The 20,575-nt window shown below is 61.2% G+C and carries 22 protein-coding genes and 1 pseudogene; 17 read left to right on the plus strand and 6 right to left on the minus strand.

What is annotated here, in order from left to right; all coding sequences use genetic code 11:
* The first annotated feature begins 56 nt into the window (after positions 1–56).
* From VHAB30_RS03575 to VHAB30_RS03585, 3 genes are read left to right on the plus strand one after another with little or no spacing between them, the layout of a single operon-like run.
* On the plus strand, positions 57–1,412 hold the full coding sequence (locus tag VHAB30_RS03575) for an MFS transporter (protein ID WP_159275844.1): 1,356 nt from the start codon (positions 57–59) through the stop codon (positions 1,410–1,412).
* A complete protein-coding gene (locus VHAB30_RS03580; RefSeq protein WP_159275845.1) occupies positions 1,396–2,148 on the plus strand; it encodes an SDR family oxidoreductase in 753 nt (250 codons plus the stop codon). The genes VHAB30_RS03575 and VHAB30_RS03580 overlap by 17 nt, the downstream gene beginning before the upstream one ends.
* Positions 2,149–2,180: 32 nt before the next feature.
* Positions 2,181–3,104, plus strand: a complete 924-nt coding sequence (locus VHAB30_RS03585) for a BKACE family enzyme (protein ID WP_159275846.1) — start codon at positions 2,181–2,183, stop codon at positions 3,102–3,104.
* 9 nt (positions 3,105–3,113) lie between these two features.
* Here VHAB30_RS03585 and VHAB30_RS03590 read toward each other — a convergent pair whose 3' ends face one another.
* Positions 3,114–3,983 (minus strand): AraC family transcriptional regulator, encoded by an 870-nt coding sequence (locus VHAB30_RS03590; RefSeq protein ID WP_159275847.1) that lies wholly within the window; start codon positions 3,981–3,983, stop codon positions 3,114–3,116.
* Between the two features lie 71 nt (positions 3,984–4,054).
* A complete protein-coding gene (locus VHAB30_RS03595) occupies positions 4,055–4,561 on the minus strand; it encodes a winged helix-turn-helix transcriptional regulator (RefSeq protein ID WP_159275848.1) in 507 nt (168 codons plus the stop codon).
* Between the two features lie 81 nt (positions 4,562–4,642).
* Between VHAB30_RS03595 and VHAB30_RS03600 the strand changes: the two genes are divergently transcribed.
* The 11 genes and pseudogenes from VHAB30_RS03600 to VHAB30_RS03650 all read left to right on the plus strand — a co-directional run.
* Positions 4,643–5,626, plus strand: coding sequence for an MBL fold metallo-hydrolase (locus tag VHAB30_RS03600; protein ID WP_159275849.1), 984 nt, complete (start codon positions 4,643–4,645; stop codon positions 5,624–5,626).
* Positions 5,627–5,634: 8 nt separating this feature from the next.
* Positions 5,635–6,528, plus strand: a complete 894-nt coding sequence (locus VHAB30_RS03605) for an alpha/beta hydrolase (RefSeq protein WP_159275850.1) — start codon at positions 5,635–5,637, stop codon at positions 6,526–6,528.
* A gap of 61 nt (positions 6,529–6,589) precedes the next feature.
* On the plus strand, positions 6,590–7,000 hold the full coding sequence (locus VHAB30_RS03610) for a hypothetical protein (RefSeq protein ID WP_159275851.1): 411 nt from the start codon (positions 6,590–6,592) through the stop codon (positions 6,998–7,000).
* Between the two features lie 63 nt (positions 7,001–7,063).
* A complete protein-coding gene (locus VHAB30_RS03615; RefSeq protein ID WP_159275852.1) occupies positions 7,064–7,477 on the plus strand; it encodes a tautomerase family protein in 414 nt (137 codons plus the stop codon).
* A 230-nt stretch (positions 7,478–7,707) separates the two neighbouring features.
* Positions 7,708–8,328, plus strand: a complete 621-nt coding sequence (locus VHAB30_RS03620; protein WP_159275853.1) for a flavin reductase family protein — start codon at positions 7,708–7,710, stop codon at positions 8,326–8,328.
* Positions 8,329–8,485: 157 nt separating this feature from the next.
* Positions 8,486–9,382 (plus strand): alpha/beta hydrolase, encoded by an 897-nt coding sequence (locus tag VHAB30_RS03625; protein ID WP_159275854.1) that lies wholly within the window; start codon positions 8,486–8,488, stop codon positions 9,380–9,382.
* Positions 9,383–9,412: 30 nt separating this feature from the next.
* On the plus strand, positions 9,413–10,201 hold the full coding sequence (locus tag VHAB30_RS03630) for an enoyl-CoA hydratase/isomerase family protein (protein ID WP_159275855.1): 789 nt from the start codon (positions 9,413–9,415) through the stop codon (positions 10,199–10,201).
* A gap of 170 nt (positions 10,202–10,371) precedes the next feature.
* Positions 10,372–11,136 (plus strand): SDR family NAD(P)-dependent oxidoreductase, encoded by a 765-nt coding sequence (locus VHAB30_RS03635; protein WP_159275856.1) that lies wholly within the window; start codon positions 10,372–10,374, stop codon positions 11,134–11,136.
* A 135-nt stretch (positions 11,137–11,271) separates the two neighbouring features.
* The gene (locus VHAB30_RS03640; RefSeq protein WP_159275857.1) at positions 11,272–12,039 is read left to right on the plus strand and encodes an SDR family NAD(P)-dependent oxidoreductase; all 768 of its coding nucleotides are present in this window, start codon (positions 11,272–11,274) and stop codon (positions 12,037–12,039) included.
* A gap of 55 nt (positions 12,040–12,094) precedes the next feature.
* Positions 12,095–13,471, plus strand: a complete 1,377-nt coding sequence (locus VHAB30_RS03645; RefSeq protein ID WP_159275858.1) for an MFS transporter — start codon at positions 12,095–12,097, stop codon at positions 13,469–13,471.
* 98 nt (positions 13,472–13,569) lie between these two features.
* Positions 13,570–13,773: pseudogene (locus tag VHAB30_RS03650) on the plus strand (serine hydrolase); the annotation flags it as partial.
* A gap of 181 nt (positions 13,774–13,954) precedes the next feature.
* On the opposite strand, the gene VHAB30_RS03655 reads toward VHAB30_RS03650, so the two are convergent.
* Positions 13,955–14,488 (minus strand): 2OG-Fe(II) oxygenase family protein, encoded by a 534-nt coding sequence (locus VHAB30_RS03655; RefSeq protein WP_159275859.1) that lies wholly within the window; start codon positions 14,486–14,488, stop codon positions 13,955–13,957.
* A 446-nt stretch (positions 14,489–14,934) separates the two neighbouring features.
* Between VHAB30_RS03655 and VHAB30_RS31325 the strand changes: the two genes are divergently transcribed.
* A complete protein-coding gene (locus VHAB30_RS31325) occupies positions 14,935–15,369 on the plus strand; it encodes a helix-turn-helix transcriptional regulator (protein WP_159278267.1) in 435 nt (144 codons plus the stop codon).
* On the opposite strand, the gene VHAB30_RS03665 is transcribed toward VHAB30_RS31325, so the two are convergent.
* Complete coding sequence (locus tag VHAB30_RS03665) at positions 15,297–16,676, minus strand: tyrosine-type recombinase/integrase (protein ID WP_159275860.1); 1,380 nt, start codon at positions 16,674–16,676, stop codon at positions 15,297–15,299. The two genes, VHAB30_RS31325 and VHAB30_RS03665, sit on opposite strands and share 73 nt — an antisense overlap.
* A gap of 553 nt (positions 16,677–17,229) precedes the next feature.
* On the opposite strand from VHAB30_RS03665, the gene VHAB30_RS03670 reads away from it, so the two are divergent.
* Complete coding sequence (locus VHAB30_RS03670) at positions 17,230–17,601, plus strand: hypothetical protein (protein ID WP_159275861.1); 372 nt, start codon at positions 17,230–17,232, stop codon at positions 17,599–17,601.
* A gap of 253 nt (positions 17,602–17,854) precedes the next feature.
* Positions 17,855–18,472 (plus strand): DUF4337 domain-containing protein, encoded by a 618-nt coding sequence (locus VHAB30_RS03675; RefSeq protein WP_159275862.1) that lies wholly within the window; start codon positions 17,855–17,857, stop codon positions 18,470–18,472.
* Here the strand turns inward: VHAB30_RS03675 and VHAB30_RS03680 are convergent.
* Both VHAB30_RS03680 and VHAB30_RS03685 read right to left on the minus strand, forming a co-directional pair.
* Positions 18,469–20,112, minus strand: coding sequence for an ATP-binding protein (locus tag VHAB30_RS03680; RefSeq protein WP_159275863.1), 1,644 nt, complete (start codon positions 20,110–20,112; stop codon positions 18,469–18,471). The two genes, VHAB30_RS03675 and VHAB30_RS03680, sit on opposite strands and share 4 nt — an antisense overlap.
* A gap of 169 nt (positions 20,113–20,281) precedes the next feature.
* Positions 20,282–20,545: a hypothetical protein gene (locus tag VHAB30_RS03685; protein ID WP_159275864.1), complete on the minus strand. Its 264-nt coding sequence runs from the start codon at positions 20,543–20,545 to the stop codon at positions 20,282–20,284.
* Between the last annotated feature and the right edge of the window lie 30 nt (positions 20,546–20,575).

Below are 20,575 nucleotides of genomic sequence, written 5' to 3' on the forward strand. Positions count from 1 at the left end.
GTGCGGCTGTAGCGCCGCACCTGAGCGTCGTGCCAAAAATCAAAGGAGACAAGTCAATGAAATCAACCCGCCCGATAGATGTTCACAAACTGGCCGACGAGGCGAAGTTCAACAGCTTTCACCGCTCCGTACTGATCTGGTGTTCCGTCATCCTGGTCCTCGATGGCTACGACCTGGCGGTCGCCGGCACCGCGCTTCCGTCGATCATGAAGGCAATGAATGTCGACGCAGCGACCGCGGGCTTCATGGCCAGTTCGGCGCTGTTCGGCATGATGTTCGGTGCGATCGGGCTCGGCGCGCTCGCCGACAGGATAGGGCGCCGATGGGCGATTGCGATCTGCGTGTTCCTGTTCAGCGTGTTCACCGCCGCCGCCGGGTTCACCAGCGACCCGGTCACCTTCAGCGTGATGCGCTTCCTCGCCGGGCTCGGCATCGGCGGCGCGATCCCGACTGCGGCCGCGCAGATGACCGAATACTCGCCGAAGAAGGTGCGCGGCTTGATGGTCACGCTGATGTGCTGCGGCTACGCGGTCGGCAGCATCCTCGCAGCGCTGCTAGGCAAGCAGTTCATCGAGACCTACGGCTGGCAATCGGTGTTCATTGCCGCCGGCGCGCCGGTGGTGTTGATCCCGTTCATCCTGAAGTACATGCCGGAGTCGCTGCCGTTCCTGATCAAGCAGCACGACGACGCGCAACTGCGCGAAGTGGTCCGGAAGATTCGGCCAGACATGCGGTTCGAGCCGCACGAGGAGTTCCTCGTTCCTGCCGAGGACAAGGCCGAAGGTCCGAGCGTAGCCAGGCTATTCCTGGACGGCCGCGGCTTCAGTTCGGTGATGTTGTGGGTCGCCTTTATGACCTGCCTGTTTATGCTCTATGCGCTCAGTTCGTGGCTGGTCAAGCTGATGGGCATGGCCGGCTATAGCCTGGGCTCGGCACTGAACTTCCTGCTCGCCTACAACACCGGTGCCGTCGTCGGCGCCGTCGGTGGCGGATGGCTTGCAGACAAGCTGAACATCAAGTGGGTGACAACCGCATTCTTCGCGGTTGCCGCGGTCTCGCTGACTTTTCTTGGCTACGGCGCGCAGCCGCTGTTCCTGATCGTTGCCATCGTGGGCGCGTCGACGCTGGGCACCCAGATTCTGCTGTACGCGTATGCCGGGCAGTTCTACCCGACGTCGATCCGTTCGACGGGCCTTGGTTTCGCCTCAGGAGTCGGGCGCATCGGCGCGATCGCAGCGCCCATCGTGATCGGCCTTTTGGTCTCCATGAAGTTGCCGCTGGCGCACAACTTTCTTGCCATTGCACTGGCCGCCGTGATCGGAGGTGTCGCGGTTGCACTGATCAATCACAAATCGTCGGACACGCTCCGACCTACAACCAACCAAGGAAAATTCCATGTCTCGCAAACTTGAAGGCAAGATCGCAATCGTTACTGGTGGATCCACGGGAATCGGGCTCGCTACCGCCCAGCGGTTCGCTAGTGAAGGAGCCCACGTCGTTATCACCGGTCGCCGACAAGCCGAACTCGACGCTGCGGTCTCCGCGATCGGTGACGCTATCGGCATCCGGGTCGACTCATCGAACATGGCCGAACTCGACACGCTGTTCGATCGGGTGAAGCGGGATAAGGGTCGGATCGACGTATTGTTCGTGAATGCCGGCGGCGGCTCGCGGCTGCCGCTCGGGAGCATTACAGAGGAGCAGTATGACGACACATTTGGCCGTAACGTCAAAGGCGTACTGTTTACTGTACAGAAGGCGCTGCCGTTGCTGGCGGACGGCGCATCAGTCATCCTGACTGGCTCCACCGCCGCCAGCGGAGGCACCGAAGCATTCAGTGTCTACGCCGCCTCAAAGGCCGCCGTACGCTCGTTCGCCCGCAATTGGATTCTCGATCTAAAAGGCCGCGGCATCCGGGTCAACACGCTCAGCCCTGGACCTACCAAGACACCAGGCTTCTTTGACCTGGCCGGTCCCGACGCCGCACGGCAACAGGGAATGCTCGATGCGATGGCCACGCGGATCCCCATGGGCCGCGTCGGCGAACCGGACGAAATTGCGAAAGCGGCAGTCTTTCTTGCCTCCGACGATTCGAGCTTTGTCAACGGCATTGAGCTGTTCGTGGACGGCGGCAAAGCCCAGATCTGAGTACGCAGCAAGCGAGAGAAGCAGATCATGTCATGAGCAAAGTCATCATCACCTGCGCTGTCACGGGTGCAATTCATACGCCCTCGATGTCACCCTATCTCCCGGTCACACCGGAAGAGATCATCGAAGCCTCTGTCGGCGCCGCCGAGGCGGGCGCGGCGATCATTCACCTTCACGCACGCGATCCGATCACGGGTAAGCCGGATCAGAGCCCCGAGGCATTCGGCCGATTCCTGCCGCAGATCAAGGCACGCACCGATGCGGTGATGAACATCACCAGTGGCGGCTCGCCGTACATGACGATAGAGGAGCGCATTCAGCCGTCAATGCGCTTTGCGCCCGAGGTGGCCTCGCTCAACATGGGATCCATGAATTTCGCGCTGTTCCCGATGTTGGCGCGGTTCAGCGAATTCAAACATGCCTGGGAGCGCGAAGCGCTCGAAACCAGTCGTGACCTGATCTTCCGCAACACCTTCAAGGATATCGAATACGCCCTGGCGCAATGTTCGGCCAACGACACGCGCTTTGAATTCGAGTGCTACGACGTGAGCCACCTCTACAACTTGGCGCACTTCGTCGAGCGCGGTCTGGTCAACGCACCGTTCTTTGTTCAGACTGTGTTCGGCATCCTGGGAGGAATCGGCACGCACCCTGAAGACGTGTTGCACATGAAGCGGACAGCCGACCGGCTGTTCGGCAATGATCTTCGCTGGTCGGTGCTGGGCACAGGCAAGGATCAGCTTCGTCTTGCAGCAATATCTGCCAGTATGGGCGGCAATGTGCGCGTTGGACTGGAGGACAGTCTGTGGCTTGGACGCGGCACGCTGGCCGAGAGCAACGCAGCGCAGGTGCGGCAGGTACGACAGATTATCGAAGGGCTTGGTCTTGAAGTCGCCAGCCCGAAAGAAGCAAGGGAGATCCTGAAATTGAAGGGCATTGGGCAAGTCAACTTCTGAGGCGACGCATCAGTGTGTTGCAGTCCTGCGGAATTCGGACGGCGTCATGCCAGTTGCTTGCTTAAAAGCGGTGCTGAAGTGTTGAGCGTGACTGAAGCCGCAGTCCAGCGCGATTTCAGTTGCGGTGCGACGGGGATCCAGGAGGAACTCCTTAGCCCGCTCGAGACGCAGACTGTAAACAAAGCGTAGGGGTGTCTGCCCGGAACTCTCGCGAAAAGCCCGGATGAAATGCCGGGGACTGACACCAGCAACTCGTGCCAGGTCCTCGATCGTGAAGGGCCTGGACAGGTCGGCCTCGATGTAGTCGACTATGCGCCGGAAGCTGCGGGGGGCAAGGCCACCGCTCGAACGGACGGTGGCTGCCTGACTGCCGTCAATCCGCGCCAGAAGAGCGAGCGTCTGCATTGCCCAGCCATCCGCGAACAACCCGTAAAGGCTGTCTGCATTGCGCGCCTCACGGCAAAGCATTGAAAGGCTACGTTGCAAATCCTCGCTGCCGAAGCCAATCAGGGGTCGATTGAAATGACAGCCGGCGTCGGACGCGACGGCCGGGTCGAGGAAGGCTACCGTGTAGTCGAACGAGGGGGCAACCTTGAACTCGCCTACGACGGAGGTCGAGGCCGGGAGCAGCGTCAGGTTTGTTCCCTTTCTGATCTCCGAGTCGATGCGGCGTCCGTCAAGTTCCAGATGCAACTCGTTGAGGCCGCTGCGAAACCAGAACAGCGCAAGTCGCGGTTGACAGAAACGCCAGGAGATGGGCCCGGTGGCTCGGCGCGCGAGGACTTCAACATGCGTGGTGCGCGAGTCAGCAATGGTTCCGGAGACGAGTTCACCTCCAACCTCTCGGTACTCGGTTTGTGAGTCCAGGTGACCATGCATTGCTTACCTCCGGCATTCTGGCGTGGATGGCTTTGCACTACACGATGGATGTCATGACGCAAAGATCGGTGCTAACTGGCGATTGCTTTCTCGTAATCGGCCCGGAACTCGCCCAATACTGAGCGCGCCGGACGCGGCGCACCGAGATGCAGGTAGCGTAGTTCATCCATCAAGGCACTCCAAAGTGAAGGGCCGCCCTTTTCCAGCAGCTCCGAGCGCAAAGACGCCTCCGGATCCGTATGCCGAAGGCCCCAGGCAGCCATATATGCGAGCAGAGGTACAAGCTGTATGGCCGCTTCCGTGAGGCTGTAGATGCCTTTCTGCTGATGATTCGGATCCGAACCTCGTGTCAGCAGGCCGGACGCGGTCAAGTGCTTCAGCCGGCTTGCCAGAATGTTCGAGGCGATGCCTTCCTTGTTTTGCTCCAGCAGGGCGCCATAGCTGCGCCTGTTCTCGAACATGACATCGCGGATAACGATCAGGCTCCAGCGGTCGCCGATCTGCTCAAGCGTCAGGTTGATCGGGCAGCCCGATCGTCTTGTTTGCGACAAAGTCCTCTCCTGAATTTCTACTTGCATTATGCAAGTTGTAGGCGTACCATTCAACCGCTTGCACAATGCAAGTGCCGTAGAGATCTTGGCAGATCGTTAGGAAACACTATGAAATTCTCCACCATCACTTCGCGTGCCGTGCTCGCAGTATCGCTAGCATTCGCTGGCACCTTCGTTGCGGTAGCACCGGCCCAAGCTGAAGCGCCGATGCAGCGCAAGCAGGTTCCTGGCTTCTATCGCACGATGATCGGCGGCTATGAAGTCACCGCGCTCCTTGACGGCGGCGCCGGCATTGACTCCAGCCTCCTGCATGGCGATCCAGCGCTCATCCAGTCCCTTTTGGCGCGCTCCTTCCAGAACGATCCGAAGAATGTGTCGGCCACCGTCCAAGGCTACCTCGTCAACACCGGCTCCAAGCTTGTTCTCATCGATACGGGTGCAGGCGGCCACTGGGGTGGCCCCACGCTGGGCAAGCTCGTGCAGAACTTGAAGGCTTCCGGCTACAAGCCGGAGCAGGTTGACCTGGTGCTGCTGACCCATCTTCACGCTGACCATGTTGGCGGGATCTACAAGAACGGGAAACGCGTCTTCCCGAAAGCGACCGTGATGATGAAGAAGGCCGACGCCGACTTCTGGCTGTCGAAGGAAATCGCCGCCAAGGCCCCCAAAGAAGCAAAAGTCTTCTTCACGATCGCACAGGATGGCGCTGCGCCTTACATCGCTGCAGGCAAGTGGAAGCCGTTCGAAGGCATGGATGAAATCGTCCCCGGTATCGCTCCCTATGCCATTCCCGGCCATACGCCCGGTCACACCGGCTACATGATTTCCTCAAAGGGTCAGTCGCTGCTGGTCTGGGGCGACACCGCTCACGTCGTCGCCGTCCAGATGCCGCACCCGGAAATCGGCATCGTCTTCGACTCGGACGGCCCGATGGCCATCAAGACTCGTGAAGACCTTCTGGTGAAACTCGCTGCGGACAAGACGATGATCGCCGCCGCCCACATGCCGTTCCCTGGCCTGGGCCGCGTTCGCAAGGCTGACACCGGCGCTGGATACGACTGGGTCCCGGCGACCTTCCTCGACCTGAAGTGAGCTGAACGATGACCTACGATTCATCTTCCGTCCGCAAGCTCCGCGATGCGATGTTCGCCTTCAACATTGCGCATCCCGAACAAACCATCGAGACGCTCCGCGTTGGCATGGAGGCAATTCCACAGGCAAACCCGCCGGCGGCTGACCTGACCGTCGAACCGACGAAGCTCGGTGGCGTGGCAGCGGTAGCGATTACGGCTCCCGGCGCGTCCAAAGACCGAGTCATCTACCATTTTCACGGTGGTGGCTGGGTGGCTGGCTCTCCTGCCTCGCATCTGGGCATGCTCGGAGAGCTGTCTCGAGCCGCAAAGTCCCAGGTCATCGTCCTGGACCACTCCAAGGCACCCGAGCACCCGTTTCCGGCTTCCTACGACGAGTCCATCCGCGGCTACGAAGCGGTGCGTGCGCTTGGCAAGCCGTTCGCCGTGACAGGAGACTCCAGTGGCGGTGGCATGGTTCTCAACGTTCTTGCCTATGCATCCTCGAAGGGCCACAAGGACGCGCGAGCAGCGCTACTGATTAGCCCATGGGCAGACCTAACACTGACGCTGCCCTCGTTGACGCAGTTGGCCGACCGCGACCCCATGGTCAACGCGAGTGCGATGCGGGAGATGGTCGAGGCTTACGCTGGCAACCACGACTTGAAGGATCCGCGCATCTCGCCCGTGTTCGCCGACATGCACGGTTTTCCTCCACTGCTCATCCATGTCGGAAGCGACGAAGTACTTCTCGACGACGCGCTTGAAATTGACAGAAAGGTGCGCGCGGCCGGCGGCGAGTCGCACCTTGAGGTCTGGCCAGAGATGCTGCACGTTTGGCACATTCAGACAGGCTCTTTGCCTCAGGCCCACGACGCGCTGCAGAGAGCCGGCGAGTTTCTCGTCGGGCACCTCGAGAAATAGAAGTCGTAGGCATGCGATGGGAATATCGCAACGACTACTGAGACCAACCTAGGAGATTGCAATGACCACTGACACCAACGCGCCGGGAACGGCATGGATGCAAATCGTCAAGAAGAAAGGAACGAGCGACTTCGCGGCGTCGTTCACCGCTGACGCCAGCCTTCAGACCTCAGCCCTCAGCAAGGCCGTGGTCGGCCCGGCACTCATCGGGGCGTTCTTTGCCGCTACGAGCAAGATGTACGAAGACTTCGTGTTCACCGCGGAGACGGTCGACGGTGCGAAGACTTACCTCGAGTGGGATGCCACCCACGGTGGCAAGCCGATCGCCGGCACCACCATCATCACCCGGAATGAGTCTGGCCTCATCAAAAACATCAAGCTCTTCCAGAGCCCGTTTCCTGTCGTTCGTGAATTCTCATCTGGCCTCGAGAAGCGGCTCGCAGGAACACTCGGCCAAGACTTCTTTAGCTAAGCCGGGAAAACAGCCAACTTCAACGCCTCATTTAACCTGAACAACACAACCGAGGAAACACTCGTGCCAACATTTCACGCCCACATTCCGGCTCAAAAGTTCTCCAGCGAAGAGAAGCGGGCCCTGGCGGATGCCTTAAATCTCGCTCTTCATGAAGCCATGGATACGCCTATGGATGACCGTTTCGTCATCATCAGTGAGCACAAGGACGATGAATTCTTCATCCATCCGACCTTTCCTGCCATGGAGAGATCCGACAAGCGCATGGTCGTAACGGTGACGTTCGGTACGAGCAGGACGGTGGAGCAGAAACGCAAGCTCGCGGAGTTGGTTACCCGATACGCAGTAGAAAAGGTTGGCGTCAGCAAAGACGATATCAGCCTGATGATGTATTCCATTCCCTTGGAAAACATGAGCTTCGGAGGCGGAAAGCTGGTCTCTGATATCGACCTCTCCATGCCTTGGGTAAACAAGTAAGAAGGACGAAGCTGCCCTGTTCTTGAAAACGGGGCAGCGAATTGACTGGAAACGGATGTCTCGTTCGTTTCTCAGGCGTGTGGCTCATGTGGCTTCGATCCGACACCATTCTCGCGACGGGAATCGCGATTGAATAAACCACCACTCCGGTCCTTGGTGCTGCGGACGCGCACCGAGCCGGAGGCATTGGAGGCTGCATTCCTTGCGCCCGTCCAAAAAGAGGTAAAGCTATGACCGACTGGCATTTCTACGAACCGGCGCGGGGGCATTCCCTGCGTCACGATCCGCTCAACGCCATCGTCGCTCCGCGACCGATTGGTTGGATCAGCACAGTCTCTAACGACGGCGTGCGCAACCTTGCGCCCTACAGCTTCTTCAACCTGTTCAGCTACAAGCCGCCGATCGTCGGCTTTTGCTCGCTTGGTGCGAAGGACTCGCTCGCCAACGCGCGTGACACCGGCGAGTTCGTATGGAATCTGGCGACGCGAGAGCTCGCCGAGGCGATGAACGCCTCCGCGGTAATGGCGCCCGCGCACGTCGATGAGTTCGAGTTGGCCAAGCTGGAGACGCTGCCCTCTGCCAAGGTGCGGCCATCGCGCGTTGCGGCTAGCCCGGTGCAGTTCGAGTGCGTGGTCACCCAGATCGTGCAGCTTGAGGCGCAGGGCGGCGCGGCGCTCCCGGCGTGGCTGGTGTTGGGCGAAGCAGTAGCGATCCACATTGACCGGCAGCTGATCACGAACGGCGTTTACCAGACTGCGCAGGCGCGCCCGATCCTGCGCGGCGGTGGGCCGGCCGACTACTTCGAAATCGGCGCGGGACAGCTCTTCACGCTTGAGCGACCGGGTGATTGACTTGGCGTCGAGCGAGATGGTGCACGCAGCGATTCATCGCCGGCCGCTTGATGGCGTCCGGAAATTTTCCGCGGAACTCGGTCGCCGCCTGCAAGGCAAGGTCGATGCGAGTCACTTTTACGGCGCCGCCTGACATCTTTCTACAAGGAGAACTCCCATGTTTCAACGTACCGATATCGCATTCGAAGCCGAGGGCGGCGTCACGCTGCGCGGCTGGCTCTATGTGCCCACCGGCGGCACCGGCCCCCATCCCGCCATCACCATGGCGCATGGCTACGCAGGCGTGAAGGAGCACGGCTTGGAGCGATTCGCCGAGAAATTCGCCTCCAACGGCTTTGTCGTCCTCCTGCACGATCACCGCAACTTCGGTGCCAGCGACGGCACGCCGCGCCAGGATATCGACCCATGGCGTCAGATCGCCGATTGGCGGCGCGCGATCAGCTTCCTCGAACACCAGGACGTCGTCGACGCGAAGCGCATCGGCTTGTGGGGCACGAGCTATTCCGGTGGCCACGCACTCGTGCTTGGCGCAACCGAACGCCGCTTGCGCGCGGTCGTCACGCAGGTGCCGACGATCAGCGGCTTCGAGCAAGGACTGCGCCGCATTCCGCCCGACGCCATCGCCGCCATCGAGGAGGCCTTCTCGGCGGACGAACGCGCGCAGGCGCGCGGCGAGCCGCCGCGCCGGCAGACGATCGTCAGCGCCGATCCGGCCGTCCCTGCTTCGTACCGCGCCAAGGGCGCCATCGAGTTCTATCTGCAGCCCGTGCCCGACGGCGCCTGGGAGAACAGCGTCACGGTGCGCTCGACGCGCGCCGCGCGCATGTACGAACCGGGCGCGTGGATTGCGCGCGTGTCTCCCACGCCGCTGCTGATGATCGTCGCGCTGCAGGACACGATCACGCTGACCGATCTCGAGCTGGCCGCCTACGAGCGCGCCCTTGAGCCGAAGCGCCTCGTGACGATCCCCGGCGGCCATTTCGATCCGTACATCACCAGATTCGATCAATCCAGTGCGGCCGCGCTGGACTGGTTCAAGGAACACCTCGCGTAACCGCAACTTGCAACAACGCAGGAGCCCGACATGTCTCATCTCACCCATGCCATCGAGCATGGCATTGCCACGATCATTCTCGATCGCTCACCGCAAAATCGCATCGGCGACCAGATGGTTAACGAACTGGCCATGGCGATCAACGCGATCGAACACAGTGACGCGCGCGTCGTGCTGGTGCGCGCCGAAGGCGAAAACTTCAGCTTTGGCGGCGACATCATGCCGTGGCCCGACGACACCCCCCGCCAGTTGCGTGCGCGCTTCGAGGGTTACATGGACGTCTTCAATCGCTTCGAACGCCTGCCCTTGCCTGTCATCGCGGTGGTGCACGGCTTGTGCGCCGGCGGTGGTTTCGAGCTGGCGTTGCGCGCCGATGTCATCTTTGCGGCCGAAAGCGCAACGTTCTGCCATCCGGAACAGTCGCTTGCCTTGGTGACCCTGCTGGGCGGCATCTACCGCGTCGCCGAACGCGCAGGACGCGCACGTGCCATGGAATGGGCACTGACTTCCGAGCGCGTCCGCGCCGCAACGATGGAGCGCTTCGGCGTGATCAACCGCGTCGTCACCGATGTCGGGCTGCTTGCAGAGGCGCACGCGTTCGCCGCGAAGTTCGTGCACGGCCCTACACGCGCCCACGCCGTCCACAAGGCCTTGCTGCGCGCCTGGGCCAACGGCGGTGTCCAGGCGGCCGACGATGTGATGTTCAACGTTGCCATGCCCTTGTTCGAGACAGAAGACGTGAAGGACGGGCTTGCTTCGGCCATCAAGGCTCTGAAGGCCGGCACACCGCGCCCGCCGCTCGAATTCAAGGGCCGTTGATCCGCCACGCAAGCCCTGTCAAGGAGCGGCACATGCACGAGTTGCTGGAGCGGGTGGTCGAGGCGCACGGGGGGATTGGCGCGCTGGAAGCGGGATGAAACGCTCAGCGCCACGATCGTGACGGGTTGACCTGCCCCCAGTACCTCACTTGATTAACAGAAGGAATTCACATGTCTCATCCATTCCCCGATTTTCGCCTTACTGGCCAGGTCACCGTCGTTACTGGTGGCGGTAGCGGTATTGGCAGGGCCCTGGCACACACGTTTGCTGGCGCGGGTGCCCGGGTCGTTGTACTAGATACAAACGGCGCGGCGGCAGAACAGGTGGCCAACGAGATAGGCTCGATGGCACAACATGCGGTTGCCGACGTGTCCAATGAAGACGCGATCGAAAGCGTCATGGAGGACGTCGCCCGCCAACACGGTCGAATCGACGTGCTATTCAACAACGCAGGTATCAATCGGCGCAACACCTCGTTTGATTTGACGATCGCGGATTGGAATGCGGTTGTAGCAGTAAACATGACCGGCATGTTTCTTTGCGCCAGGGCCGCCGCGCGGCACATGCGCGATGGCGGCGGCGGGCGAATCGTCAACACCGCATCGATACTTGGTATTTCCGGCGGTTGGTATCCGAATATTGTCTACCAGGCTACTAAAGGCGCGGTGGTCAATATGACCCGTTCGTGGGCAGTCGAATGGGCGCCCTACAACATCCGCGTCAATGCTGTAGCGCCGAGCATTATTCGCACTCCAATGACCGAGGCGCTCACAAGTCAGCCGGACGTGGTCGCGAAATTCGAAGCGCTGACACCGTTAGGAAGACTGTGCGAACCCGCGGACATGACCGGGCCAGTGTTGTTTCTTGCTACTGCCGCATCGAGCATGGTTACCGGCCATATCCTTCCCGTCGATGGCGGCGTATTGGCGCAATAACAGTTGAACCCAACCGGCCCCAACAGATCGTCGATCCAGATTTGGGCCACGGTTTCCTGTTCAGTACGCCACACAATTTGCCGGTCCTGCCCTGCAATTTCTGAATTAATTAAACTGAAACATGGAGAAAACACTATGAATTACAAGGGGTTTGACCTTGCTGGAAGAGTCGCAATAGTAACCGGCTCAACTTCCGGAATTGGGCTAGCCATTGCTCGTGGCTTGGCCCAATGCGGTGCGCAAGTCATTGTATCAAGCCATCTCCAGTCGGACACCGATGCGGCAGCGTCGTTATTGGCAAGCGAGGGTTTCGACGTCAAAGGTATCCGCTGCGACATCACCAATCTTGATGACGTCAAAAGCTTTGCCGAAGAATCCAAACGCGCTTTCGGTCGCGTCGATATTGTCGTTTGCCACGCGGCCGGCCCGGTCCCGGTCGGGCCGATTGCCGACACCGACATTGATCTGCTGGACGCTTTGCTCCTCACAACAGTGCGAAATAACCTGGTGTTAATCCGTCAATTCTTGGCGGGGATGGCCGAACGCCGCTACGGGAGCATTCTCATGACGTCCAGTATCGCATCGGAACGCGCCAGTCCGGCCCTCGGCGCCTATGGTGCCGCCAAGGCTGCGCTGAACGGCGTGGTACGCAGCATCGCGGCCGAATGGGGGCAATGGAACATTCGCGCCAACGCCTTAGCCCCATCGATGGTGCGCACGGCGTTCTCGCAAATCATGTTGAACACCCCAGACGCTGTAAAAGCGATGGCCGCAAAATCGCCCTCTAACCGCATCGCCGAACCAGACGATATCGTCGGCGCCGCGATTTTGCTGGCGTCGCCGGCCGGATCGTACATATCCGGCCAAACCCTGCTCATCGACGGCGGTCGTTCAATCATTTAACCGGTACTACGGCGCGATTCGCACTGCACTTACACAAACAAAATACGGAGACAACATGTCGGAGAATCAAAAAATTAATGTCCGTTCGTTCATCGATGACCGGCCGGTCGGGCGCTATCAAATCTTTATTATTATCTTGGTTTTTCTGGTCGTTGCATTTGATGGCATGGATGTCGCGATCATGGGTTTCGCTGCGCCGGAAATCATTCGGACCTGGGGCATTACAAAGTCGCAAATGGGCTCGATCTTGGGGGCAGTTTTCTTCGGCGTAGCAGTCGGTGCCCTCATTGCAGGCCCCATCGGCGACCGCTACGGTCGCAAGCTCATTCTGACCGCGAGCGTGTTGTGGTTCGGCGTGCTGACCTTGGTTTCCTCTCAGGCGGCAGACGTCAATACGTTGATCACGCTGCGGATCTTGACAGGCCTCGGCCTCGGCGCGGCATTGCCGAACGCTGTTACGCTGATTTCCGAGTATGCACCAATGAGAAAACGCTCGCTGATCGTCACGATCGTCTACAGCGGCTTTACTGGCGGGGCTGCCGTTGCCGGCCTGATTGCGGCATGGCTACTTCCGGCATTTGGATGGCGAGTCATGATCGCAATCGGGGGGCTGCTCCCGATCGCATTGGCCCTCGTCCTAGCCATGTGGCTGCCTGAATCGGTCGCGTTTCTCGCGCTGAAAGGAAAACGCCTTGCGGCCATCCCTAAAATTCTCCGCAAGATCGACAAAGGCTCCAGCGTCCTCTCGGATGCCACGTTTTGGATTCCGACGCCCGTTGATCAATCAAAGGGATCTGTCGCCATCTTGTTCACAAAAGCCTATGCCATGGGGACTTTTTTGCTGTGCCTAGCGTATTTCATGGGCGTGTGCGCCACATACGTCATGGTCAACTGGCTGCCAGTCATTGCCAAGGACGCCGGTTTCACCCTCGGGCAGGGCGTGGTCATTACGTCCCTGATCACGCTCGGCGGTCCGATCGGATCGATCTGTATCGGTGCGATCATGGATCGGGTACGTCCGCACTGGGTACTGGTACCGACGTTTCTGATCGCTGGCGCATTCCTCGCCTCCCTCAGCGTCGCACCAAGAAATTTTGGTGCCTTGTGCATATTGATGTTTGCTTTGGGGTGCTTCTTCCACGGATCAATGACTGGCTTGCAGGCGCTCTCGGCCATGTCATTCCCAACTGCGGCCCGCTCGACAGGGATCAGCTGGATGCATGGCTTCGGCCGCTTGGGCGCTATTGCCAGCGGCTTTATCGGCGCAACCATGATGGGCTGGGGATGGGGACTCGGACAGATTTTCATGGCGCTGGCGGTGCCGATGGTCGTCGCAGCCTGTGCGGTCGCTCTTTTGGGCATGCGCAATGAGCGCACTCGTATTGAGCGTATTGAAATAGGTAACTCACAGGCACTCAGTTTGCGAACCTGACCCAGCCACCGGAGCATTGGCGCTGCGGTGGGCGAATGCCACAGCGCCAGTATTGACGTTCCCGAAGGCGTGACGTAGAAGTTCTCACGCAGGTAGTCCATGACACGGTGATGCTCATCGCCTCCATGATCAAGCCGATCACGAGCGCCGCAGCCATACAGCTGGTCGAGCAGGGCAGGTTGAGCTTGGGCGATCCAGCTGCCGCAGTGGTCCCCGAGCTGGGCGCTCTCAAGGTCCTGCAAGGCTGGGACGCGAACGGTGTGCCCCTGCTGCGCGATGCCGAGGATAGCGACATCCGCTAGATGTCAGCTGTCAAGAGCAAGCGCAGCGTGTATTGCGCTTGTGCTTGGGCCGTGCGCCGACAATGCTTCCGCCCTGGCTCATCCGGCCGCTGCGCCCGACCAAAAAGCGCTAAGGAGCGAGCTGATGGAGACGTCACGTCAGTTGACGTCAAACTTGCGCTTGGGGAGCTCCCCCTCGGAGTCAGGTGTCGCCATACATGAACGAGAGAAAAACAAATCGAACCCCGGCAGTCACTTCCAGGACTTCGTGCAAAAGTGAGGAGGAGAAGACCATTGCAGCGCCAGTGGGGGGCCGGTATAAGGTCTCGCCGAACTCAGGGAAGCGCAACTCGCCGCCGGTAAATTTATCGGCGTTCAGGTTGATCGACAGCGCGAAGCGCCGATATTCGGTAGGCAGGATATTGTCTCGGTGGCCATACCCGAAGCCGCCGCGGATGCCTTCATATCGCGCCATACGCATCGTCTCGTGCTTTGTGATGCGATAGTGGAAAGCGCGGGCGACCTCCTGTTCGACACGCAGCATCCGGCGCAAAAGAAATTGAACCGTTGCTTTTTCATGAAAGAAATGATCTACCCGGTCTCTGCGCCCCTGATCAGGGGCCGGCACTTTATAGTCTGCGTTGAAATAGTTAATCGCCTTACTCGCCTGCACGAGAACCTGGCCGCGCGTGTTGAATAATTCGATCAGAGTGCGGCACTCGTCGGCGCTGAACACGTCTGGCACTGTAAGTACCGGCGCGCGAGACAACATGTTTTCCGTAGCACGCTCCGACTGGAGCCGGGCACAGGCGACGTGGCGTGCAGCAGGAAACGCGGAAGCCGTCGAACATGGGACGATTGCCGCAATACGCTGATTACCGCGCAGCAAGATCGCCTTTGCACCTTCCCTCAGGGCAGCGCAGACTTACCGCAACCGCCGAGCGCGAGGCTTACTTGAGCAGGGTCAAGCTCGTCGCGCTGACTGGTGAAACGATCCTCTCACTCGCCACGCTGCGCCGGGGTGAAATCGCACGGAGCTGGGTACAACTGCTTCCTTGCTCTCCCTCTCCGTCTACAGACCAACACGAGCTGAGTTCATGTGAGTTTGCATGAGCGTGCTTACGCTACGGTATGCCTGGATGGGTCGTTCGCGGCTGCACCGCAGGGCAATCTGTTGACCTGATGTTCTCAGGAGTGTGCAGCTTGTCTACCAATGAATCCGATGATCGCGGAAAGTCTGGTGCTGGTGCTCCACACCTGCTGACCGCTGCGCCAGCGTTCTTCCGCATTGCCGACGTGATGCGCATCACCGCCTTGAGCCGCGCCACCGTGTATCGGCGGATCGCTGACGGGATTTTTCCGCCACCGGTGCATTTGGGTGGGCGGGCCTGTGGCTGGACGCCGGCGGCGCTCCAGGCCTGGATCGACGATCCAGGTGGCTACCGCGCACCTCGCACGCCACATGATGATGACGGTGCCGAATTGATGCCAGCGTCGCCAGGGAAGAGGAGGGCGGCGACAGACTCCCTGAAGCAAAGCAGGAGTCAGCCTTCAAGCAGGACTGCGCTGAGCCGCTCGCCGAGCTTGCGCCAGGCTTCGCGTTTCTCGTCGGCGTAGTCATGGTGAAGGTAGTGCCGGCGCACCTTGCTGCCCGGCATGACGTGGTTTTGGCAGCGGTCGATGACATCCAGGCTGATGCCGAGCGACTGCATCATCGTGGCCGCGGTACGGCGCAGATCATGCGGGGTCCATTCCCCGTTCTCCCCTTTGGACAGCACCAGCGTGTCGTCGTTGCGGCGGTTCTTGAGCGGCTTGCGGTTCTTGAAGCGCATCTGTCTGTCGCCGACCTGCTTGGAAACGGTTTTGACGTCGATATGTCCTTCTTTCTGGCGGGCAGGGAAGCACCACGCGCTCTTGCCTTCACCTTCGCCAGTGAGCCCGCGCAGTTCCTTGAAGTGGCCAAGCACGAAGTCCGATAGGTAAACCTGCCAGTCCACGCGCGTCTTGGTGTTCTCGCGCGGAACGAACCAGGTGCCGGCCTCGAGGTCTATGTGTTCCCATCTGGCCATCAGCAGCTCGCCGATGCGACATGCGGTGCCGAGGCAGAGCCACAGGGCCAGTTGCGTTTCCCGTTGCAGCGGACGATCGGCGCTGCGCCGGTTCTCGGCCGATTCGTACTGCGCCAACGTCGTCGCGAAGATATCCCGCAACTCGCGGATTTCGGCAGGCTTGAGGACACGTTGGCGGATGACGGGCTCGTAGCCGCTGGGCACCACCTGCTTGGTCTCGACCAGCTCGGCCGGGTTTCCCTCGCTGAGCAGTGCTTTCCAAGGCTGTCGCTTGATCGCCCAGCGATACATTTGCCGAATCTCGGACAGCATGCGTTCTGCCGTGCGCCCGCGGCCACGGCCGCGACCGACCTTACGCAGCGCGTCGCACAGTTCGGTGTCAGTGATGCCGCGCACGGGCCTGTTGCCAAGGCGGGGCAGGATGTCCTTATCGAACGTGCGGCGCAGTTCGGCGTTGCCGTCGGAGCGTTGCACGCCGTTCTCGAGCCATGCATCGAACATGTCGCCCAGGGTAGATGCCTCACGTTTGCGCTGGATCTCCGCAGCGATGAGGGCCTCGCGCTGAGCTGCCTGCTCGGCCTCGCGTTCCATCATCGCCACACGCGGGTCGGCACCAGAGGCGATGCGGGCGCGCTCCTCGGAGGCGACTTCGCGTGCCTTCGCGAGCGACACGTCGGCGGCGTTGCCCAGGGCAAGTTTTTGGCGCTTGCCGTTGAAGCCGTAGACCAGCATCCACGACTTGTAGCCAGTTGGCAAGATGCGCAGGAACAACCCGCCGCCGTCAGCCATCAGGCGTTCTTTTTCTGTTGCTTTGGCGGTTTTGACCGCCCGATCTGTCAGTTGAAAGTGAGCCATCCCGTCGTCCCTGGTGTAGGGGCTCGTGAGGGGTGGCCGGGCATTTGTTCGCATGCTCCGACGTCAATCCACGACCCCCGGGCAATATGGGGACAGAATAACTCAAATGTGGGCTCCATGGGAACACCGTGGGAACAATTGGCACGCGCTTGAAAGAGTCGAGGCTAGGCCGTTTGGTGCTGCATGAGACAAAAATTCCTTTTTAAAACAATGAGTTGTGGTTTACTCGGATGTTTTATGGCGCCTCAAGTTGTCGCACTAAGTTGGTGTATTTCTTGGGATTTACGGCCTGTCACGCCGGGGGTCGCGGGTTCGAGTCCCGTCCACTCCGCCAAACACAAGCCCCAGTAGCAGTTCTGCTACTGGGGCTTTTTGTTTTGCTCCGGGGCTTGGGCGCAGATGGGCACTTGTTCCAGGGATTCCGGCTAACCCCACCACTACCAGCTGGCAGCGTGACATTTGGGAACGTTCTTCACCGTGGCGATGTACGCGACGCCGCCAGGCCAGGCGTTGGTGATGCATCAGGGCAGTTTCTCGCCCTCCAGGAGATGAAATGATTTTTCCCCGGTCCACTCTCAAGCTCGGTGTCGCAGGTCTCGTGGCTGCCGCCGCCGTTTTCACCGCCGCATCGGCCAGTGCGGCCACCAGCTGGTCCATTGGCGTCAACCTGCCTGGCGTGGTCGTGAGCGAGCCCGCACCGGTCTACTACGAGCCAGCGCCTGTCTATTCGAGGCCAGCCCCGACCTACTACCAGCCCGCACAGCCGGTCTACTCCGCCCCGGCACCTGTCTACTACGAGCCTGAATCCCGTTGGGAAGAGCGCCGCGCGCAACGCTGGGAGGAACGCCGCGCAGAGCGCCGTGAATGGCGTCGCCGGCAGTGGGAGCGCGAGCAGCACCGTCGCTACTACGAGGATCGCGACTGACATCGGGAACGTCGATCCCTGCGAATCTGCCGGGCCTGGCATCAGTGATCTGCTGCCAGGCCCGGCTCGCACGCACGCGCGGTTGACCTGAGCGCAGCGCGCTTCCGGAGCGCTGCCACGCGCTCCCGGCGGTTGCCTGCGCGCCCTGCGCATCCGCAGGGCCGACAGGACTTTCACCGAGCCATCAACGCATGAAGTCCGGGCATACTCGCGCGCCCTCCAGATTTCCAACAACTACGCCAAGAAGAACTTCATGTCAGGACACGGCTTTCACGTGCATGGTCCGCACGATCACGAACTCGAACATGCCGCCTCCGGCGGCCACGACCACGGCCATGACGGTGCCACCTCCTCAGGCAAGGGCATGAGCACGACGGGAAAGATTGCCGTGAGCACCGCCGCCATTGCGACGGCGGGCGCGATCTTCGCGTACATGGGCGGGGCCACGCAAGCGAACGCCGGCCTCTACAAGAACAACGCGGCCATCAAGAAGACCGAGGCCTCGAACCAGTGGAATTACTTCCAGTCGAAGAGCACCAAGCAGGCGCTGGCGGAGTTCGCACGCGACACCGCCACCGACGACGGCCGTCGCCAGGGCTGGCAGGTGAAGGTCACCCGCTACGAGCAGGAGAAGACCGAGATCCAGGCCGCCGCCAAGAAGCTGGAGGACGAGGCCAGCCGCTGGGACGCGCAATCCGAGACGCAGATGCACCAGCACCACCGATGGGCGCAAGCCACCACCGTGCTGCAGGTCTCCATCGCGCTGGCGGCCATTGCGCTGCTCACCCGGAAGAAATGGCTGGAGCGCGCGATGTACGGCGTGGCCGTCGCGGGCGTGGCGATCGGCGCGCTGGCGGCACTGCATATCTAGGACGGGGCGGGGCGGTTCACCAGCGCGTGAATCCCGCGCAGGTCCAACCGCTCCAGCAGATCGACAAGCAGGGCCATGAAAGGTGCGTAGGCGGCTTCGTCGGCGTGGCGTTCGATCCAGTGCTCGATGTCCGTGACGCGACCCTGAAGCGCCAGACTGGCGAGTTCGTCCAGGGCGCGGTCCCCCGGCATGGCATCTCGGGGCATCGCGGGCGTCGGTGATGCTTCGCCAGGCGCTGTCTCCCGCTGCGCGACGACGGGCCAGTCCGCGTCGGATGCATCGACCGGCACCGACAGCGTGAAGGAGAACGTCGCACCCTGACCGGCCACGCTGGCCACGCTCAGCGTTCCGCCCATGGCCGAGACAATGCGCTGCGCGATGAACAGGCCCAGTCCCGTGCTGCCGCTCGCGGGGTGCATCTGCTGGAAGGCGCCGAAGATGTCGATGTTCCGGCTCATGTCGATGCCGATCCCGGTGTCACTGACCGCGAAGCTCAAGACACAGGCGCGCCCTTCGGGCCTGGCCGTGACGGACAAGGTCACCACGCCGTCGCGCGTGAACTTGGCGGCGTTGGACAGCAGGTTCAGCAGCACCTGCTGCATGCGCCTTCCGTCCAGGCCGATCTCTCGGGGCATTCGCTCGGAAGGGCGGTAGCGAAAGCGGTTGTTCCGCTGCGCGCACAGAGCGACGGCGTAGTCGGAAATGTCGTCCAGCAGGCGCGGCAGGTCGGTGGTGACGGGGTGGACCGTCAGCGGTTGCAGCTCTGCCTTGGCGTACTCCAGCAGTTCGTCGATCAGGTGGAGCTGGTACTTGACGCTGCGCTGGATGGTCAGCAGATGCTTGCGCTGCGTGTCGTGCGCATCGGCGAGCAGGAGAGACGCGTACCCGCCGATCGTCGCAAGCGGTGCGCGCAAGTCGTGGCCGATGTAGCCCAGGATCTCGACTTTCTGATGGGCCTTGGCCTCGATGTGGGCGAGGGCCGCGCGCAGATCGACATGCAAGGCGGCGGCGTGCATGTTGCCGAACGCGAGCGCGTAGCCGATGTGGGTCAACTTCAAGCCGAAGGCCAGCAGGGTCTGGAAATTGCCCGACGCCAGAAAGTCCTGTGGCACGGGAAAGAAGGGCGTGCCGACCAAGCGTGCACCATGAACCAGCAACGCCAGCAAGGCGACGACGACCACTTCGGGGTTGCTGTTTCCCCCGCGCCCACGACCCATCGTGCACAGTGCCTGAAGGGTCATCAGGGCGATCACGGACTGGGCCGCGCCGTACACGTAGACACGCGCCGAGGTGTCGTACGTGACATAGGAGAAGCAGGCCAGCAAGGCCACTTCCACCGCCAGTACCCCTGCCATCCAGGGCAGCCACGCGCGGCGCCGGTCGAAGAACAGGCAGATGCCTGCATAGAACAGGACCGAACTCTGTGTCGTGAGGAAATTCCCGAGGAGGATGGAGAAGAAGTCGGGGATCCTGTCCCGCAGGATGAGCAGCAAGGCGCCGACGCCGAACACAAGGAAGCCGACGCCCCAGACCAGCAGATAGCGCGCGCGTCCCTTCGCCCACAGCGCCAGCATGCCGGCGGCAAGGACAAACTCCGCCAGCGCCGTGAAGAACGCAGCAGTTCCCAGATTCAGATTCATTTGGACTTCGATCGACGCTTGGCGATGCGCGTCGCTCCGAGGGGAGTCCGATTCTGCGGAGGATCTCGTCAGCCGCCTTTGCCTGGCGGTGCGCCGGTTTTGATCGGGCGCCCTGTCCGGTCATTGACCGGTTCGCGCCTTCCCAGGTTGCGCGAGTTCAGGCGCAGCGCTACCCCAGCAGCAAGACCTGCGTGCCGTCGGAGGCCACCATCACGCCCGGCGAGGCCGCATCGATCTCGATGCGGATGCCCATGTGCAAGGCCGGGTCCAGGGGGCGCTGGCGGCCCGCGTTGAAGAGCGCCACGTCGCGCAGATAGGTGCCGTGCTGCGCAAGGTTCAGCACGAACTTTTCCGGATAGGCACCGGTCGCGGTCAGGTGATCCGAGAATTTCTCGGTCATCGTGAAGAAGAGGAACAGCGGGTTGTCGGCCATGCCGCGAATCTAGCCGCGCTGCACGCAATC

Origin of the sequence: Variovorax boronicumulans, from assembly GCF_009811375.1 — a bacterium.
Lineage (GTDB): Bacteria > Pseudomonadota > Gammaproteobacteria > Burkholderiales > Burkholderiaceae_C > Variovorax > Variovorax boronicumulans.

What these genes read in the sequence shown, in the direction of transcription:
- VHAB30_RS03575 (WP_159275844.1), top strand. Translation starts at nt 57, where the DNA reads ATGAAATCAACCCGCCCGATAGATGTTCACAAACTGGCCGACGAGGCG.
- VHAB30_RS03580 (WP_159275845.1), top strand. Translation starts at nt 1,396, where the DNA reads ATGTCTCGCAAACTTGAAGGCAAGATCGCAATCGTTACTGGTGGATCC.
- VHAB30_RS03585 (WP_159275846.1), top strand. Translation starts at nt 2,181, where the DNA reads ATGAGCAAAGTCATCATCACCTGCGCTGTCACGGGTGCAATTCATACG.
- VHAB30_RS03590 (WP_159275847.1), bottom strand. Translation starts at nt 3,983, where the DNA reads ATGCATGGTCACCTGGACTCACAAACCGAGTACCGAGAGGTTGGAGGT.
- VHAB30_RS03595 (WP_159275848.1), bottom strand. Translation starts at nt 4,561, where the DNA reads ATGCAAGTAGAAATTCAGGAGAGGACTTTGTCGCAAACAAGACGATCG.
- VHAB30_RS03600 (WP_159275849.1), top strand. Translation starts at nt 4,643, where the DNA reads ATGAAATTCTCCACCATCACTTCGCGTGCCGTGCTCGCAGTATCGCTA.
- VHAB30_RS03605 (WP_159275850.1), top strand. Translation starts at nt 5,635, where the DNA reads ATGACCTACGATTCATCTTCCGTCCGCAAGCTCCGCGATGCGATGTTC.
- VHAB30_RS03610 (WP_159275851.1), top strand. Translation starts at nt 6,590, where the DNA reads ATGACCACTGACACCAACGCGCCGGGAACGGCATGGATGCAAATCGTC.
- VHAB30_RS03620 (WP_159275853.1), top strand. Translation starts at nt 7,708, where the DNA reads ATGACCGACTGGCATTTCTACGAACCGGCGCGGGGGCATTCCCTGCGT.
- VHAB30_RS03625 (WP_159275854.1), top strand. Translation starts at nt 8,486, where the DNA reads ATGTTTCAACGTACCGATATCGCATTCGAAGCCGAGGGCGGCGTCACG.
- VHAB30_RS03630 (WP_159275855.1), top strand. Translation starts at nt 9,413, where the DNA reads ATGTCTCATCTCACCCATGCCATCGAGCATGGCATTGCCACGATCATT.
- VHAB30_RS03635 (WP_159275856.1), top strand. Translation starts at nt 10,372, where the DNA reads ATGTCTCATCCATTCCCCGATTTTCGCCTTACTGGCCAGGTCACCGTC.
- VHAB30_RS03640 (WP_159275857.1), top strand. Translation starts at nt 11,272, where the DNA reads ATGAATTACAAGGGGTTTGACCTTGCTGGAAGAGTCGCAATAGTAACC.
- VHAB30_RS03645 (WP_159275858.1), top strand. Translation starts at nt 12,095, where the DNA reads ATGTCGGAGAATCAAAAAATTAATGTCCGTTCGTTCATCGATGACCGG.
- VHAB30_RS31325 (WP_159278267.1), top strand. Translation starts at nt 14,935, where the DNA reads ATGTTCTCAGGAGTGTGCAGCTTGTCTACCAATGAATCCGATGATCGC.
- VHAB30_RS03665 (WP_159275860.1), bottom strand. Translation starts at nt 16,676, where the DNA reads ATGGCTCACTTTCAACTGACAGATCGGGCGGTCAAAACCGCCAAAGCA.
- VHAB30_RS03670 (WP_159275861.1), top strand. Translation starts at nt 17,230, where the DNA reads ATGATTTTTCCCCGGTCCACTCTCAAGCTCGGTGTCGCAGGTCTCGTG.
- VHAB30_RS03675 (WP_159275862.1), top strand. Translation starts at nt 17,855, where the DNA reads ATGTCAGGACACGGCTTTCACGTGCATGGTCCGCACGATCACGAACTC.
- VHAB30_RS03680 (WP_159275863.1), bottom strand. Translation starts at nt 20,112, where the DNA reads ATGAATCTGAATCTGGGAACTGCTGCGTTCTTCACGGCGCTGGCGGAG.
- VHAB30_RS03685 (WP_159275864.1), bottom strand. Translation starts at nt 20,545, where the DNA reads ATGGCCGACAACCCGCTGTTCCTCTTCTTCACGATGACCGAGAAATTC.